The following is a 14379-nucleotide window of genomic DNA, read 5'->3' on the forward strand; positions in this document are numbered from 1 at the left end:
GTTCGGTCAGCTGCCGCCCATGCCGCCCTGTGCGGCGATCATGGTCATCGGCAGTGTGCGTACCGTTTTCTCCAGACCCGGCGCGAGCGCGGCCAGCGACCCCGTGCAGCTGTCGATACGGGCCCGGAAGGTCTTGTGGTCCTGTCGTGAGACCACCGAGCGGATGCCGCCCGCGGCGGCCAGTGCCAGCAGCGCGGCGTCGGCGGCGGGGAGCTCCCGCACGGGGCCGTCACCGTGCAGCGCCGCGGATACGCGGGCTCGGAGTGCGGCGGGCACGGCGGGGTCGCTCACGGTCAGGCGCCGGGTGCCGAAGCGGGTGCGGGGCGCCTTCACGGTGAGAACTCCCGCCGCGGCGAGCCGGTCCTCCACCCGGGTCAGGGTCTGCCTGCGGTGGCGGCGTACGAGACGCTTCCAGCCGTGCCCCGCGGCGGCGTCGCGCAGCACGCCGTCCAGGACCGGGTCACCGGTCGGTCCGGTGCCGGACACGGTGACCCTGCCGCCGTTCTCTCCCAGCCGGCCGCGCGACGCGAGGTCGACGAGGGCGGCGGCCCGCACCAGGAACCGGGTACGGGAACGGTCGAAGGGGCCTTCGGCCGCGGCGTCGTGGGCGAGCAGATACATGAGGCAGGCCAGGTCGTCGTTCACCCTTCGACGCTAGGGCCGGGCACCCCGGCCCCGGATCGGCTGCGGGAACGGAACGGCTCTGGGAACGCGGGAGGACCGCGGCCCGGCCTCCTCCCTGAGGAGGAGGCCGGCCGTCAGGGGCGGCGCGGCTGCACGAGGCCGTGGTCGTAGGCGGCGACGACGGCCTGGACGCGGTCGCGCAGGTCCAGTTTGCGCAGTACCGCGGTGACATGGTTCTTGACGGTGGCCTCCGACAGACGCAACCGCTCGGCGATCTCCGCGTTCGACAACGCCTGCCCGATCAGGGTGAGCACCTCCCGCTCGCGGCCGGAGAGGTCCCGCAGGGAGGGTGGCGGTGCCTGGTCGGGCGCGGTGCTCAGGAACCGGTCGAGGACGCGGCCCAGCACGGTCGGCGCCAGCAGCGCGTCACCGCGGGCGGTGACGCGGATCGCGTCGACGAGCTCGCCGGGACGCATGTCCTTGAGCAGGAAACCGCTCGCCCCGGCCCGCAGGGCGGCGACCACGTGCGCGTCCAGGTCCCAGGTGGTCAGCACGAGCACCCGGGCGCGACTGCCGTCCGCCACGATCCGCCGGGTCGCCTCGATGCCGTCCAGCACGGGCATGCGTACGTCCATCAGCACCACGTCAGGCGCCAGTTCCCGGGTCAGCCGCACCGCCTCCCGGCCGTCGGACGCCTCACCGACCACCTCCAGGTCGTCCCGGGCGTCGATGATCATGCGGAATCCGGTACGGACCAGGGCCTGGTCGTCGGCCACCACCACACGCAACGTCATGACACGCCCTCCACCGGCAGCCGCGCGGTCACCTCGAACCCGCCCCCGGACAGCGGACCGGCGCGCAGGCTGCCGCCCACGAGACGCGCCCGCTCCTTCATCCCCACCAGACCTCGTCCCTCGCCGGCCGGCACCGAACTCCCCTGGGGAGCATGTCCGTTGTCGGCCACCGTGATCTTCACGCACTCCCCGTCGACGGTCACGCGCACGCTCACCTCGTCGGCACCGGCCGCGTGGCGCAGCGTGTTGGTGAGGGCCTCCTGGACGATCCGGTACGCCGCCAGGTCCACCGTGGCCGGCAGCCCGTCGAGGACGCCCTCGCGGTGCACGCGCACGGTCATCCCGGTCGCGCGCACGGTGTCGGCCAGCTCGTCCAGGCGCGCGAGCGAGGGGCCCGGTCTGCGCTGCTCCCCGGCCTCGTCGTCGCGCGTATCGGGCCCGAACGCACGCAGCAGGAGCCGCAGTTCCCCCAGTGCCGAGCGGGCGCCCGTCTCAATGGCGCGCAGCGCCTGCCGGGCCTGGTCGGGCCGTGCCGCGAACACGTCGTCCGCGGCGCCCGCCTGAACGACCATCACGGACAGCGTGTGCGCCACCACGTCGTGCACTTCGCGTGCCATCCGCGCCCGTTCCTCGGCCACGGCCCGGCGCATCTCCGCCGTCCGCCGCGCCTGTTGCGCCCGGCGCCACTGCCCCGCGGTCCAGGCGAGGACCACGGCCAGCAGATAGACCGTCATCCCCGTGGGGCCACCGCCCGCCCGGAACGCCAGTGGCACCGGCAGGCACATCGCCGCGAGCGCCCACACCGAGGCCCGGCGCGGTCTGGTGGCCGACAGTACGCACAACGCGACCTGCGCCGCGAGCAGTGCGCCCGTCAAGGACACCGTGGGCAGCAGCGTCCACACCGCGAGCCCCGTCGCCGTGTTCACGGCCAGTACGGCGACCGGGGCGCGCACCTGCCACCGCAGAGCCCAGACCTGCACGAGAACCAGGACCACGGCCACGAGCAGTCGCTCTCCGCGATCCGCGCCGGCGACGAGCACCGAGGTGCCGAGTACGGCGAGCACCAGGCCGGCCGACCCCCACCACAGTGCCCGCACCGCGCGCGGCGACGGCTCACCCCCGGCTTCACCCGCGAACGCGTCGCCCGGCTGCCTGCTGCTGCGGTCCACGCTCCGACCCTACCCAGCGACCCGGTGAAGCCGGGCTGTCCGACGGCGCCGGTCGGCCGCCGTTCGGACGTCTCCCGGTGCCGGTACTCCGCACCGGGCCGCGCGCGGGAGGACCCGACATACGGATCGGCCGGAACGGGCCCATCACAGCGCACCGCCCATGGCGACGGGAATCCGGCGCGACGCCGGGCGACCGGTGGGTACCGGGTGAAGCAGGAATCCGGAGCCGGTGATCTCGATGACACGGGCCATGACCTGCGGCGGGTGGTGCAGTCGCAGGGTCATACCGGCATCCGTGACCAGCCGGTATGCGGTGAGGAAGGGATCAAGAGGAACAGGCGACTCTCGAGGTGGCGTGATCGGCCCGATCATGGACTCGGTGTCCGCCCTCGGAGTCCCAGACCGCCTCCACCGCCCGGTCGGCCTCGGACACCGTCCGCAGACGTGCCGCCTCCTCCATCAGCCGGCTCGCGGTCGACGTACCCAGTGGGTCGCTCGCGGCGGTCATCAGCCAGGCGGCCGACACCTGGTCCGTCCCCGGCGGTATCACCAGCAGGTTCCACCGGCCCACCCGGTAGGAGAGCAGCAGCAGTTCGTGTGGGTCCTGCTCGGCCAGGAACCAGCCGACGTTGACCACATGCCCGGCGACGGGCACCTTGTGTGGCACGACCGGCCAGTAGGTGGGATTCACCGTGACCCGGGTGATCCGCCCCCACAGCGGGTCCAGCACGGCGGTCAGGGTGGGGAGTTCCGCCCCGAGGTCACGGGAGCGGGGCCACCAGGCGCCGTCCAGGAGAGCCGGTGCACGACCGACGGGGGCCAGCGACAGGCGGAGCGGGGACGTAGAGGAAGACGAGGAGGAAGAGGAAGACGAGGAGGAAGAGGAGGGAGATGGTGCGGACGACGACAACCGGTCTTCGAGTGTCGGCGAGAAGGAAATGGCGGCAGTCATGACGCGAACCCTGCCCCGGGCCGACCGAGATCGGCCCGGCCTATTCAATCGCCGAAAACGACACGAGCGTGGCAGCCGGTGCGCGAAATATCCTCGGTAATTTCAGCCTACTCCTCGGACTGACCGAACGGACCGTCGCGCCGGCGTCCGGCGTATCGCCGGGGAGGGGACCTGGTCGCACGTCCCACTCCCAGCGCCCCGAGCGGAGCACGAAACCCCTGATGCCCGAAATGCGCATCAGGCATAGAGTGAAAAGCGGGTCGGCACACTCTCACGTGCGACCGACCTGGAAGGGCGACCCCGGTGTGTATACGCCGGGGTCGTTGGGGGACGGCGGGCGCGCGATCGGAAGCAGGGCGGGGCGCGGGTTCGGTTCGGTGGGAGCGATCTACGTGGTCACCACCGACCAGCGGGCCAGAGCCACCGTCGGCCCGGTTCGACCGGACCGGTGTCGCGGGTCCGGCCCGTTCACTGGCCGGCGTGCCCGCGTCCCCGTCGCTCTGGCGTCTTGTGGCGACGGGCAGTTGGGGGCGACATGCCGCCCATGGGCGTAATCGGCTCGTCGGACCGGTCGGCGATGCAAGCCTTGGCCGGGCCGCCCGGCGAAGACCGCGTTGGACGCGGCCGCCCCATGAGGTCCCCGGGCAGATCGCGATCCCGGCGTGAAGGGAAACAAGCAGCCATGACGGACGGTGGGTACAAGCCGGGCGGGATCAGGGTGGACCGCTCGGAAGGGTTCGGCGAACGACTGCTGGGTGTGCTGCTGGACCGGGCCCATGAGATGCCGCCGGAGTTGATCGCCCCACTCGTCGCGGAAGAGGTGGCCAGGGTCGGGGGGCGGGATGTCTCGATCCTCCTGCAGGACTACGAACAGGTGCTGCTGGTGCCGCTGCCGGGCCGGAGGCTGAGGGTCGGCGGCCCCGAGTCGGTCGAGGACTCGCCCGCCGGCAAGGCGTTCCTGAGCCGCAGAACGGTGGAGGTGCCACAGCACGGCAGTGTGCGGATGTACCTGCCGCTGCTGGACGGCAGCGACCAGATCGGGGCGATGGCCCTCACCCTGGACAGGGTCGACGACGACGACCGTCGACTGCTCCGCAGACTCGCGGGTCTGGTGGCGGACATGATCGTCACCAAGGACGCCTACACCGACCTGTTCTTCCAGGCCCGCCGGAGCGCCCCGATGAGCGTGGCCGCGGAGATCCAGTGGTCGCTGCTTCCCCCGCTGTCGATGACCGTTCCCCAGGTCGAGGTGGCCGGAATCCTGGAGCCCGCCTACGACGTGGCCGGAGACAGCTTCGACTACGCCCTCAACGGCGACATCCTGCACGTGGCCATGATCGACGCGATGGGCCACGGGCTGGATGCCGCGACGATGGCGACGGTGGCCATCGGTGCCTATCGCCACACGCGACGGGCCGACACGGACCTGTCCCAGGTGTACTCGTTCATGGACAGGGCCATCAACGAGCAGTTCGGCCCCGACCACTTCGTCACCGCGCAGATGATGGTTCTCGACATCGTCACCGGCCGGCTGCGTTGGGTCAACGCCGGCCACCCGGCGCCGTTCCTGATCCGGGACCGCACCGTGGTGGACCGGCTGGAGAGCCCGACCACGTTGCCGGTCGGCTTCGGCGGCGAGGAGCCGGTGGTCACCGAGCGGACGCTGCTCCCCGGGGACCGGCTGCTGTGCTTCACCGACGGCCTGTTCGAGGAGCACCAGGCCGGCGGGGAACAGTTCGGTGAGGAGCAGCTCGTCGAGTGGACCAACCGGATCCTCCGCGACCGCACCGAGGTACGGGCGGTGGTGCGATCCCTCTCCCACGCCCTGAAGGAACAACGTGGCGGCACCACGAGCGACGACGCGACCATCTTCCTCATCGAGTGGCGAGGCGGCGACGCCGAGCATCTGGCCGCCTTCGACTGACCTCGCGACGAAGACGCGCCGGGCCTCGGCGGGTGCGGTGGTCCCGCGCCTCACGAGGTCGACGGGCCCGCACGTGAGCGCTCGCGCCGGACCGGTACGGCGTGGCCACCCTCAAGCACCGGACTCCACGCCGAGGTCGGCGAGCAGGCCACGGACGCGGTTCTCGATCTCGTCGCGGATGGGACGTACGGCGTCGACGCCCTGCCCGGCCGGGTCGTCCAACGTCCAGTCCAGGTAGGTCTTGCCGGGGAAGACGGGGCATGTGTCGCCGCACCCCATCGTGATCACCACGTCCGACGCCCGGACGGCCTGCGTGGTCAGGATCTTGGGGGTCTCGGCGGAGACGTCGATGCCCACCTCGCTCATCGCCTCGACGACGGCGGGGTTGACCGTGTCCGCGGGCGCCGAGCCGGCTGAGCGGACCTCGACGGCGTCTGCGGCGAGGTGCGTGAGGAAGGCGGCGGCCATCTGGGAGCGGCCCGCGTTGTGGACGCAGACGAAGAGGACGGAGGGCCGGTCGCCGGCGGGAGTGCTGGTCATGGTGGTGGTTGCTTTCGGGGCGGTGGGTCAGGGGAGGGTGGGAGCGGCGAGTTCGGGCTCGCCATGCACCGGTGGCGTCGGTGCCCGCGTGGGGTCCGGGCGGCCGAAGAGCGCTGTCACGAGCGCCAGTCCGAGTGCCGCGCCGCCGGCCTGCGCGGCGATGAACGGAGCGACCGAGCCGGGCGCGATGCCGGCGAAGGTGTCCGTGAAGGCCCGGCCGATCGTCACCGCCGGGTTCGCGAACGACGTCGACGACGTGAACCAGTACGCGGCGCCGATGTACGACGCCACCGCCACCGGGGCGAAGCGGTCACGGCCGGCTCGGGCCAGGCCGAGGACCAGGAGGACGAGGCCTGCGGTGGCCACGGTCTCGCCCAGCAGCAGATGGCCCGCCGAGCGGTCGTGCGTCGACCAGCGCACCAGCGGCCTGCCGAACATGGCGTCGGCCAGGACCGCGCCCGCGATCGATCCCGCGATCTGGGCGGGAACGTACGCGGCGACGTCCCGGCCGCCGAGTCCGCCGCCCGCGCGCCGGCCGGTGAACCAGGCCGCGAGCGTGACCACGGGGTTGAAGTGAGCGCCCGAGACCGGGCCGAGCAACACGATGAGGACGCCGAGGCCGAAGACGGTGGCCAGGGAGTTGGCGAGCAGCCGGACGCCGACGTCGTGTGACAGTTCGGTGGCCTGGATGCCCGAACCGACCACGACCGTGACCAGCGCGGCGGCGCCGACGGCCTCGGCCAGGGCGCGGCGCCCCAGAGAGGTGCTCACGCCGCTGCCTTGGCGGCCGTCGGAGTCGTGAGGAACACGGCGAGCCGGTCGAGAGCCGGCGGGAGCACCCAGTAGTAGACCCAGGTGCCGCGGCGCTCGCAGTCGATGAGTCCGGCCTGCCGCAGCAGCTTGAGGTGGTGGGAGATGGTCGGCTGGGACAGGTCGAAGGCCGGGGTCAGCTCACAGACGCACACCTCGCCGCCCTCCCCGCGCGAGGCGATCATCGACAGCAGGCGGAGCCGGACCGGGTCCCCGAGGGCCTTGAACACCTTCGCCAGCTCGGCGGCCTGTTCCTCGTCCAGCGGCGCGGCGGTCAGCCCCGGGCAGCAGGCCGTGTCCTGGCCCAGCACCTCAAGCTCTTGTTTCGACATGCCTCTATGTTGACGTTTTTCGATCCAAGCCGCAAGGTTGCATCAACGAACGTCAATACAGGCCGTTCCGGGGTATCGCGATGCCCCGTCTCACCCAGGAGTGACGCCATGAGCGAGCAGTCCACCGACCTGCGCGAAACCGTCCGGCAGCGGTATGCCGCCGCAGCCGTGAAGGTCACCGGGGGCGGCACCGCCTGTTGCGGGCCCGAACCGGTCGAGGTCGACGAGAACTTCGGCTCCGCCCTCTACGCCGACGACGAGCGCGAGGCGCTGCCCGCCGAAGCGGTCGCCGCGTCCCTCGGCTGCGGCAACCCCACCGTCGTAGCCGAACTCCGCGAGGGCGAACGCGTCCTGGACCTCGGTTCCGGCGGCGGTATCGACGTCCTGCTCTCCGCTCGCCGCGTCGGCCCCACCGGCAAGGCGTACGGACTGGACATGACCGAGGAGATGCTCGCCCTGGCGCTCGGCAACGCGAGGAAATCGGGCGCGACCAACGTCGAGTTCCTCAAGGGCACCATCGAGGCCGTCCCGCTGCCCGCGAACACCATCGACGTCGTCATCTCCAACTGCGTGATCAACCTGTCCGTCGACAAGCCCGCCGTCTTCGCCGAGATCTTCCGCGTCCTGAAGCCCGGCGGCCGTATCGGCGTCTTCGACGTCGTCGCCGAAGACGTCCTCACCGCCGGGCAGCGGGCCGAACGCGGGGACTACGTCGGCTGCATCGCCGGTGCCCTGTCCTTCGCCGAGTACCGCGAGGGCCTGGCCGCCGCCGGCCTCACGGACGTCGAGATCACCCCGACGCACCTGGTCGCCGACGGCATGCACTCCGCCATCGTCCGCGCGGTCAAGCCCTCCGGCGTTGTCGAGGAGCGCGGTTCGGCTCCGGAAACGGGTACGTGCCGCGGTGTCTCCGCGTGCTGCTCCTCGGACGAGCGGGCCGCCGATCCCTCGGCCACGGTGGCCGAGGCCAAGGCCGCGTCGGGATGCGGCTGCCGGGGCTGACACGTCACTGCCGGCGGCGGGTCGGCGGAAACGGAGGCCGGCCGGTCGCAGGTGAAGCGGGCGGGCGCCGGGACGCCGAACGGCGACTCGATCGTTTCCCGCCCGATGCCCCTCCGTTTCGCGTCCGATACCCCTCCGGGAAAATCACCGATACCTCCATCGGTGGCGGAATTTCGTGTATCTTCACGACCGTCACACAAATCGCATCATCGCGTATTCGTGCATTTGTGCGCCCTTCTGAATCCGGTGGGGCGTCATTCGTTCGATTTATGTGAGGGCAGGGCAATCCGTGTACCGCGGTGCGTCCTTCCCTGGGGGGCACGTGAGAGCGCAGCAAGACAACGGGGTTCTGGGCCGTGACGACATCCTGACAGCCGCCGCCCGTGTGGTGCACGCCCTGGGCGCACCGGCGGCGGCCACCGCCGAACCGGGTTCCGAGCAGGTGTTTGAGCAGGTCGAACAAACGGTCAGGGATCGTCTGCCCGAGGTCGCCCGTCACTCGCCCGAGCGATGGCGGGCGGCGCTGCGGAAAATCCGCGAACAGGAGCGGCGGCACCTCTTTCCGGCGGGACGGGGGTGGCTCGCCACCGCACTCGCCGGCGGGGAAATGGCCGAGGCGACTTTCGTGGAATGCGGCTGCGAGAAAATCCGGATCAGCCGGGTCACGGGTGACACGGGTGACGCCTTTCCGAGCAGTCGCGTTCTTTTCGAAGCGGAATGGGACACCCTCCCGGCCGCCGAGGGAGATCGCTCCGCCGGCCGAATACGACGACTTTTCGAGCTGGCGTCGGGAAAGCCCACGGCCGAGGAATTCGACCGGTCCCTGGGCCGGGCGCTGGAACGGGCCCTGCGACGGCTGCCCGAGCCCCCGGCCGGGGACATACCGCTCGTCGTCGCCGTGCGCGCGGCCGGCTGGACCCGCCTGGAGCAGGCCGTCGAACGGCTCGCTCCGCCCACGGCCCTGCTGTGGCTGCGGCTCCCGGCCGGGTGGCCGGACGGCCCCGACGACCTGCTCGCCCCGACCCCGCTGCGCCGGACCCTGTGGTTCGCCGCCGCGCGCGTCCAGCCGTCCACCGGCGCGGTGCAGGTGGTGCGGCAGCCCCTGTTCTGGGCGGGCAGCACGGCACCTGTGCCGGGACGGGGGCCCGCGGAGCAGCTCGCCGAGGTAGAGGTGCAGGCCCACTCCGACGGCGAGGAACAGCCGCATGCCGGTGCCGTCGTCGTCACGGGACCGGTCGAGGACGCCCCAGCCGACTGGCACGCCGTCCGGGCCGACCGGCTGGTGCTCCCGGCCACGGGACAGGCGACACTGCGCTACCGGCTCGACGGGCCCGGACGGGTCCGGCTCCTGTACGAGGGCGGTCACCGGCCCGAGTCCACCGCCTGGACCACGCTCGTCGACAGACTGCCGCGCAGACTCGCACCCCCGCGCCCCCTCGACCTGGTCCTGGCCGTGGAAACCGCGGTCCGGCGCCGGCAGGGCGCGGCCCAGCTGGCCGCCCGCGTCCGCCGGGCGAAGGCCGTCGTCGAGGCCGTGCGGGACGGCACCCGCCACCCGGAGTCGCTGCGGGTCGCGCTCATCGGCTACCGGGACCACATGCCGCTGGCCGGCCCCGGCGACACCAGCCCCCTCCACTACCGGACCGGATTCTCCCCCGTCACCTCGGCGCTGCGGATCCTGGAGGAGTGGGAGCCCAGCCCGCTGCACCACGACTTCGCCACCGGCCTCGAACACGTCCCGCACGAACTGCACTCCTGGCAGGGCCGGTGGCGCCCCGGCAGTTTGCGCGGCCTGATCGTCGTCGGGTCGCGGCCGCCGCATCCGCACAGCCGGCAGCCGCAGGCGGTGCGCCGACGGGCCCCGGTGCGGGTCTGCCCCGACCGGCTGGACTGGGTGACCGCGCTGACCCGGCTCCGCCACGAGCAGCAGCTCAGCTGCCTCGCCCTGGTGGACGAGCCGGACTGGATGGACGACGACGGCGAACCGCTGGTGGCCCGCTGGGCCCGCCAGGCCTGGGCCCACATCGGCGCCCAGGGCTGTTTCGACGCGCACGAGGACCCGGAGCGGGTGGTGACGGGCCTGTTGCTCGACACCCGCGCCGGGACCGGTGACGCCGGGCTTCCGGGGCTCGCTCTGGCTGCGGGCCGGCCGGAGCGCTGGCTGCCGTACGTGCCGCCGCAGGCGCCCTGACACGACGTCGGGCGCCGCACACCGGCTTCCGCGCCGTGCGGAGGCCGCCGACCCAGGGGGAACATGAACGACCGAGACGACACCACCGAATCCGAACCGCAGCAGGCGGGGCGCAGCCGCGCCGAAAGCGGCCGCAAGAACCCCTATGCCGCCTTCGAACAGCACCTCGCGCTGCCCGGCCCCACGCCCTCGCCCAGCCCGCCCATGACGTTCCCCGTACAGGAGGACGCCCGGGGGGCGGAGGACGTGGAACCACGGACACCACCGCTGCCCCGCACCCGGCCGGGGCCGGGCAAGGAGCCGCCGGCGAAGTGGGCCGAGAGCACCGAGGAGTCCGTCGCCCCGGCCCCGACCGCCGACGGGACCGACACGGTCGCGTCCACCATCACGCTGTGGGGCGGCATGGGCAGCGGCAAGTCGACCCTGCTGGCCGCGCTCACCCGAGCGCTGATGGATCCCGAGTACGGCTCGTGGAACGTGTTTCCCGAGGACCACGCCTCCAAGCAGTACCTCAGCGATCTCGCCCACACCTTCTACCGCGAACGCGTCTTTCCCAGCGCCACCCAGGACGAGCAACTGCCCGTCCGGCTGACGCTGGTCGGGGACGTCGGCGGAACTCCCTACTCCAGCAGGCCCGGTGGCAGGCGGCGGTGGCGCCGCGGTGGGCAGCCCGCGGCGGACGTGCTCGAATTCCAGGTCTCCTTGCGGGACATGCCCGGGGAGGCCTTCGACCTGCGCTCGGAGATGGGTGCCCTGATGGGCCCGCGGCTGGTCACCGACCTGGCCGACTCGCGGGCCATGGTGTACGTCCTCGACGCGGCCCGCGAGTGGCGGGTCAACGGCGAGAACGGGCCCGTGGACGAGGACGAGCGGCAGAGCGCCGACTTCTTCACCGAGGTCCTGGACGGGGTGGCGACCGAGATCGCCATCCGCGGGCACCGCGACGGGCACCGGCTGCCGCACAGCATCGCCGTCTGCCTGGCCAAGTTCGACGACGACGACGTGTTCCGGTTCGCCTGCGAGCACGGCAACGTACGGCTCAACCCGCGCACCGGCCAGCCCGAGGCCGTAGACGCCAAACGGCTCTTCGACGACCTGTGCGACCGCTTCCCGCACGGCAGTCTCGGCGAGATCAGGAACCAGATCGGCCGCTACTTCGTGCCCGAGCGCGTCGGCTACTTCGTGTGCAGCGCGGTCGGCTTCTGGGTCGATCCGGACCGGGGCTTCGACTTCGACAACCCCTCGCTGGTCAACGCCGTCGACGACAAGGTCCGGTTCGTGGCCCCGCCCCGGCCGGTCAACGTCATGGAGCCCTTCCTGTTCCTGCGCGGCCTGTCCCGGCAGCGATGACGTCCCGAGCGAGAGAGGGAGGTGCGCCCATGTCGTCCGACGGCGCCGGGCTGAGCGCGGGCTGGGCGGTCTGGGGCAAGCGCCCCCACAGCCCGCAGGGTTTCCATGTGATGGCGGCCTGGCCACCGCAGTGGAGCAGTTACTACACCAAGGCGATCCAGCACTGGTCCCCGGGCACGCCCTCGCCCGCCGACCGGCTGCCGTGGGTCACGGTCGGCCCGGGCACGAACCCGGACAACCGGATGTCCCTCGGGGTCTTCGTCCTCGACCGGACCGAGACGGCCGACGTCCACAGCCGACCGATCAACCACGTCACCCACTTCTGGGTCTCCTACGAGGAGGCGGCCGACCGCGGTCTCGGCTGGAGCTCCCTGGCCCGCGCCGCCCTGGCCGGCCGGACCGGGCTCTCCAGGATCGCCGCGGGTGGCGAGTCCGGTGCGCTCCACCGCCCGGTAAGCCTGCCGCTGTCCACCGACGAACACCTGATGAACGGCTTCGACGAGGAGTTCGTCTCGGCCAGCGACTCCCTGCTGCACTGGCACGCGGCGGTCGCCGCCCTGCTGCTGGACGGGCCGGTGGTGGTGACCGGCGCACCGGAGGACGACCCGCTGGAACGGCTGCGACTGCTGGACAACATCGCCGCCATGCTGCCGTACGGCCTGCGCGCGTATCTGTCGGCCGCCACCGCCACCTCCTCCGGCGCCAACCACCGCATCGGCCTGTCCTGGGGGCGCCCCGCCCCCGGGCGGGCCTGTGTGCCCTGGGGCGGCGCGGTGGGCGTCGAGCGGCTGTCCTCCGTGGCGCGCCACTACCACGACCTGCTGATCCACGCCTGGGAGTCCCGGGGCGGCCACACGGTCCTGGACCATCTGGCCCGCTGCACGGCCCTGCCCGACAGCGCTCACGCCGGCCTGCCCACGGCACAGCAGGCGCATCGGTCGCTGTGCGCCATGGACCACGAACTCCAGGTCGAGGCGGAGGTGTTGCGCGGCGGGCCGGTGGCCGACGACGTGGTCGACGGCTTCCTGCGCGATCCGCGGACCAACCGCAGGACCGCCAGCATGATGGCCCGGGCAAAGCTCTCCGGGACCTCCACCGACCTGTCGCTGCTGCCTCCGTACCTGGACGATCCCCAGGTGGCGGCCTCGCTCCAGCTGCGGCTGCGCGAGGACCTGCGCGCCGGACGCTTCGCGGCCGCGCAGGAGAAGGTCAACAGCCTGCTGCGGGCCACCCGCGTGGAGGGCACCAACCTCGACGTCGTCGACCACGCCCTCGGCTACCTCGTGGCCCCCGTCGACGGACCCGACGAGGACATCGACATCACGGCCACCCTGAACCTGCTCCCGTCGCTGGAGCCGTTCACTCCCGGCACCATGCCCATCGCGCGCGGCGCGGTGGCCGCCCGGCCCGAGCTGACCTGGATCCTGCTGGACGGCGCGGCCGGCACCCCGGAGCCCGCCGGTTCGGTCCGCCGCTGGCTGGAGTGGCTCGACAGCGGGGCCCGTGAGGAACTGGCGCTGCTGTACGACCTGTTGCGGCCGGAGGCGATCGTCTGGCAGCCGCGATCCGGGTGGCGGCCCGCCAAGCATCCCGACGAGGCCGCGCGGCTGCTGAGCCTGGCCGTCGCCTGCGGACGCGGCGACACCCTGCTGACCTCGTCCTTCTTCGAGGATCTGAGCGACGCCCTGGGGTCGGGCGGGCCGGCCCGCGTCCTGCGCCTGCGCGGTGCGCGCACCGAACAGGAGGGGCTGCGGGCCACCCTGGCCGCCGGACCCCGCGCCGCCCTCGGCCTGGCCTCGCGAGCCCGCTGGGACCTGCTGTGCGCGCTGGCCGGTGAGGCCCCGAGCGCGCTGCCGCGCGACGCCGAGGCGCTGTCCAGGCAGGAGTTGAACCCCTATGCCGACACGCTGAAACGCCACCTGGACGAGCTGTCCCAGCATCGGCGCAAGACCGCCGCGAAGACCCTGCTGCGCTGTCTGCTGCGCTTCGACCCCGCCACCGGACGGCGCCCGGAAGCGGCGGCCCGGGCCGTGACCGAACGTCTGGTGCAGGAGCCGACGGACCCCGCACTGCGCCGCATCACCGCCGAGTCCGTCTCCGACCTGATGGCGGCGCCCGGCTGGCGTGCGCAGGGCGAGGAGACCGCGTGGCTGGAGCGGCTGGCGCAGTCCGTACCGCAGATCAGCGGCACACTGCGCCTGTACGCACTGGGCGAAGTGGCCCGGGACGGGGCCTTGAGCGCCGAGGAGTTCGGCAGGAGGCTGCGCTCGGCGCAGCGCGCCGGTGCGACCCGAGCCCAGCTCTGCGGCCCGCTGGCCGCCTGGGCGGACCGCCGGGCGCGCCCCGGGACGGCGGTGCTGGAGCTGCTGGACGCCTACCGGGAGGCCTACCGGGAACAGGGCGACCCGGCCGGACCGGAGCAACGGGCGCTGCTGGAGCAGGAGTTGTGGGAGCGGCTCGGCGAGCGGCTGTGGAGCGCGTACTTCGAGGCAGCCGAGGCCCACCTGCTGGACCAGGAGGAGCGGGCCACGGACGCCATCCGACGCAACGAGCAACTGCGCGAGGAGGCCCGGCATCGTCGGCAGGTGCTCAGAACGCTGCACCTGACCCGCCGCTGATCGACCCGACCACCGACCCCGTCCGTACGCGAACCACCCACCGCGCCGGGGGTGTTCACCACCCGCGAGTCTC

13 protein-coding genes are annotated in these 14379 nt (G+C 72.5%); 5 read left to right on the forward strand and 8 right to left on the reverse strand.

Annotated elements, in window-relative coordinates:
- Window positions 1-6 precede the first annotated feature (6 nt).
- The 5 genes from ACZ4N4_RS15570 to ACZ4N4_RS15590 all read right to left on the reverse strand — a co-directional run bounded on the left by ACZ4N4_RS15570 (window position 7) and on the right by ACZ4N4_RS15590 (window position 3539).
- Window positions 7-645, reverse strand: coding sequence for a GOLPH3/VPS74 family protein (locus tag ACZ4N4_RS15570; protein ID WP_467588616.1), 639 nt, complete (start codon window positions 643-645; stop codon window positions 7-9).
- Window positions 646-758: 113 nt separating this feature from the next.
- The gene (locus tag ACZ4N4_RS15575) at window positions 759-1418 is read right to left on the reverse strand and encodes a response regulator (RefSeq protein WP_467588618.1); all 660 of its coding nucleotides are present in this window, start codon (window positions 1416-1418) and stop codon (window positions 759-761) included.
- Window positions 1415-2587 (reverse strand): sensor histidine kinase, encoded by a 1173-nt coding sequence (locus ACZ4N4_RS15580; RefSeq protein WP_467588621.1) that lies wholly within the window; start codon window positions 2585-2587, stop codon window positions 1415-1417. The genes ACZ4N4_RS15575 and ACZ4N4_RS15580 overlap by 4 nt, the downstream gene beginning before the upstream one ends.
- A gap of 144 nt (window positions 2588-2731) precedes the next feature.
- On the reverse strand, window positions 2732-2872 hold the full coding sequence (locus tag ACZ4N4_RS15585) for a hypothetical protein (protein WP_467588623.1): 141 nt from the start codon (window positions 2870-2872) through the stop codon (window positions 2732-2734).
- A 40-nt stretch (window positions 2873-2912) separates the two neighbouring features.
- Window positions 2913-3539, reverse strand: coding sequence for a DUF5994 family protein (locus ACZ4N4_RS15590; protein ID WP_467588626.1), 627 nt, complete (start codon window positions 3537-3539; stop codon window positions 2913-2915).
- Window positions 3540-4221: 682 nt separating this feature from the next.
- Between ACZ4N4_RS15590 and ACZ4N4_RS15595 the strand changes: the two genes are divergently transcribed.
- The gene (locus ACZ4N4_RS15595; RefSeq protein ID WP_467588629.1) at window positions 4222-5463 is read left to right on the forward strand and encodes a PP2C family protein-serine/threonine phosphatase; all 1242 of its coding nucleotides are present in this window, start codon (window positions 4222-4224) and stop codon (window positions 5461-5463) included.
- A 111-nt stretch (window positions 5464-5574) separates the two neighbouring features.
- Here the strand turns inward: ACZ4N4_RS15595 and ACZ4N4_RS15600 are convergent, their stop codons facing one another.
- From ACZ4N4_RS15600 to ACZ4N4_RS15610, 3 genes are read right to left on the reverse strand one after another with little or no spacing between them, the layout of a single operon-like run.
- The gene (locus ACZ4N4_RS15600; protein WP_467588632.1) at window positions 5575-6003 is read right to left on the reverse strand and encodes an arsenate reductase ArsC; all 429 of its coding nucleotides are present in this window, start codon (window positions 6001-6003) and stop codon (window positions 5575-5577) included.
- Window positions 6004-6030: 27 nt separating this feature from the next.
- Window positions 6031-6774 (reverse strand): aquaporin, encoded by a 744-nt coding sequence (locus ACZ4N4_RS15605; RefSeq protein WP_453577986.1) that lies wholly within the window; start codon window positions 6772-6774, stop codon window positions 6031-6033.
- Window positions 6771-7145, reverse strand: a complete 375-nt coding sequence (locus ACZ4N4_RS15610) for an ArsR/SmtB family transcription factor (protein WP_453577989.1) — start codon at window positions 7143-7145, stop codon at window positions 6771-6773. Before ACZ4N4_RS15610 ends, ACZ4N4_RS15605 begins: the two co-directional genes overlap by 4 nt.
- A gap of 108 nt (window positions 7146-7253) precedes the next feature.
- Between ACZ4N4_RS15610 and arsM the strand changes: the two genes are divergently transcribed.
- The 4 genes from arsM to ACZ4N4_RS15630 all read left to right on the forward strand — a co-directional run bounded on the left by arsM (window position 7254) and on the right by ACZ4N4_RS15630 (window position 14306).
- Window positions 7254-8147 carry an arsenite methyltransferase gene (gene arsM / locus ACZ4N4_RS15615; protein ID WP_467588635.1) on the forward strand — a complete coding sequence of 298 codons (894 nt, stop codon included), beginning with the start codon at window positions 7254-7256 and terminating at the stop codon, window positions 8145-8147.
- Between the two features lie 322 nt (window positions 8148-8469).
- Window positions 8470-10338, forward strand: coding sequence for a serine/threonine-protein kinase (locus tag ACZ4N4_RS15620; RefSeq protein ID WP_467588637.1), 1869 nt, complete (start codon window positions 8470-8472; stop codon window positions 10336-10338).
- A gap of 63 nt (window positions 10339-10401) precedes the next feature.
- Window positions 10402-11688, forward strand: a complete 1287-nt coding sequence (locus tag ACZ4N4_RS15625) for a hypothetical protein (protein ID WP_467588640.1) — start codon at window positions 10402-10404, stop codon at window positions 11686-11688.
- Window positions 11689-11717: 29 nt separating this feature from the next.
- Window positions 11718-14306, forward strand: a complete 2589-nt coding sequence (locus ACZ4N4_RS15630; protein ID WP_467588643.1) for a hypothetical protein — start codon at window positions 11718-11720, stop codon at window positions 14304-14306.
- Window positions 14307-14379 lie beyond the last annotated feature (73 nt).

The sequence above is a fragment of the Streptomyces sp. NPDC026538 genome, from assembly GCF_055567535.1.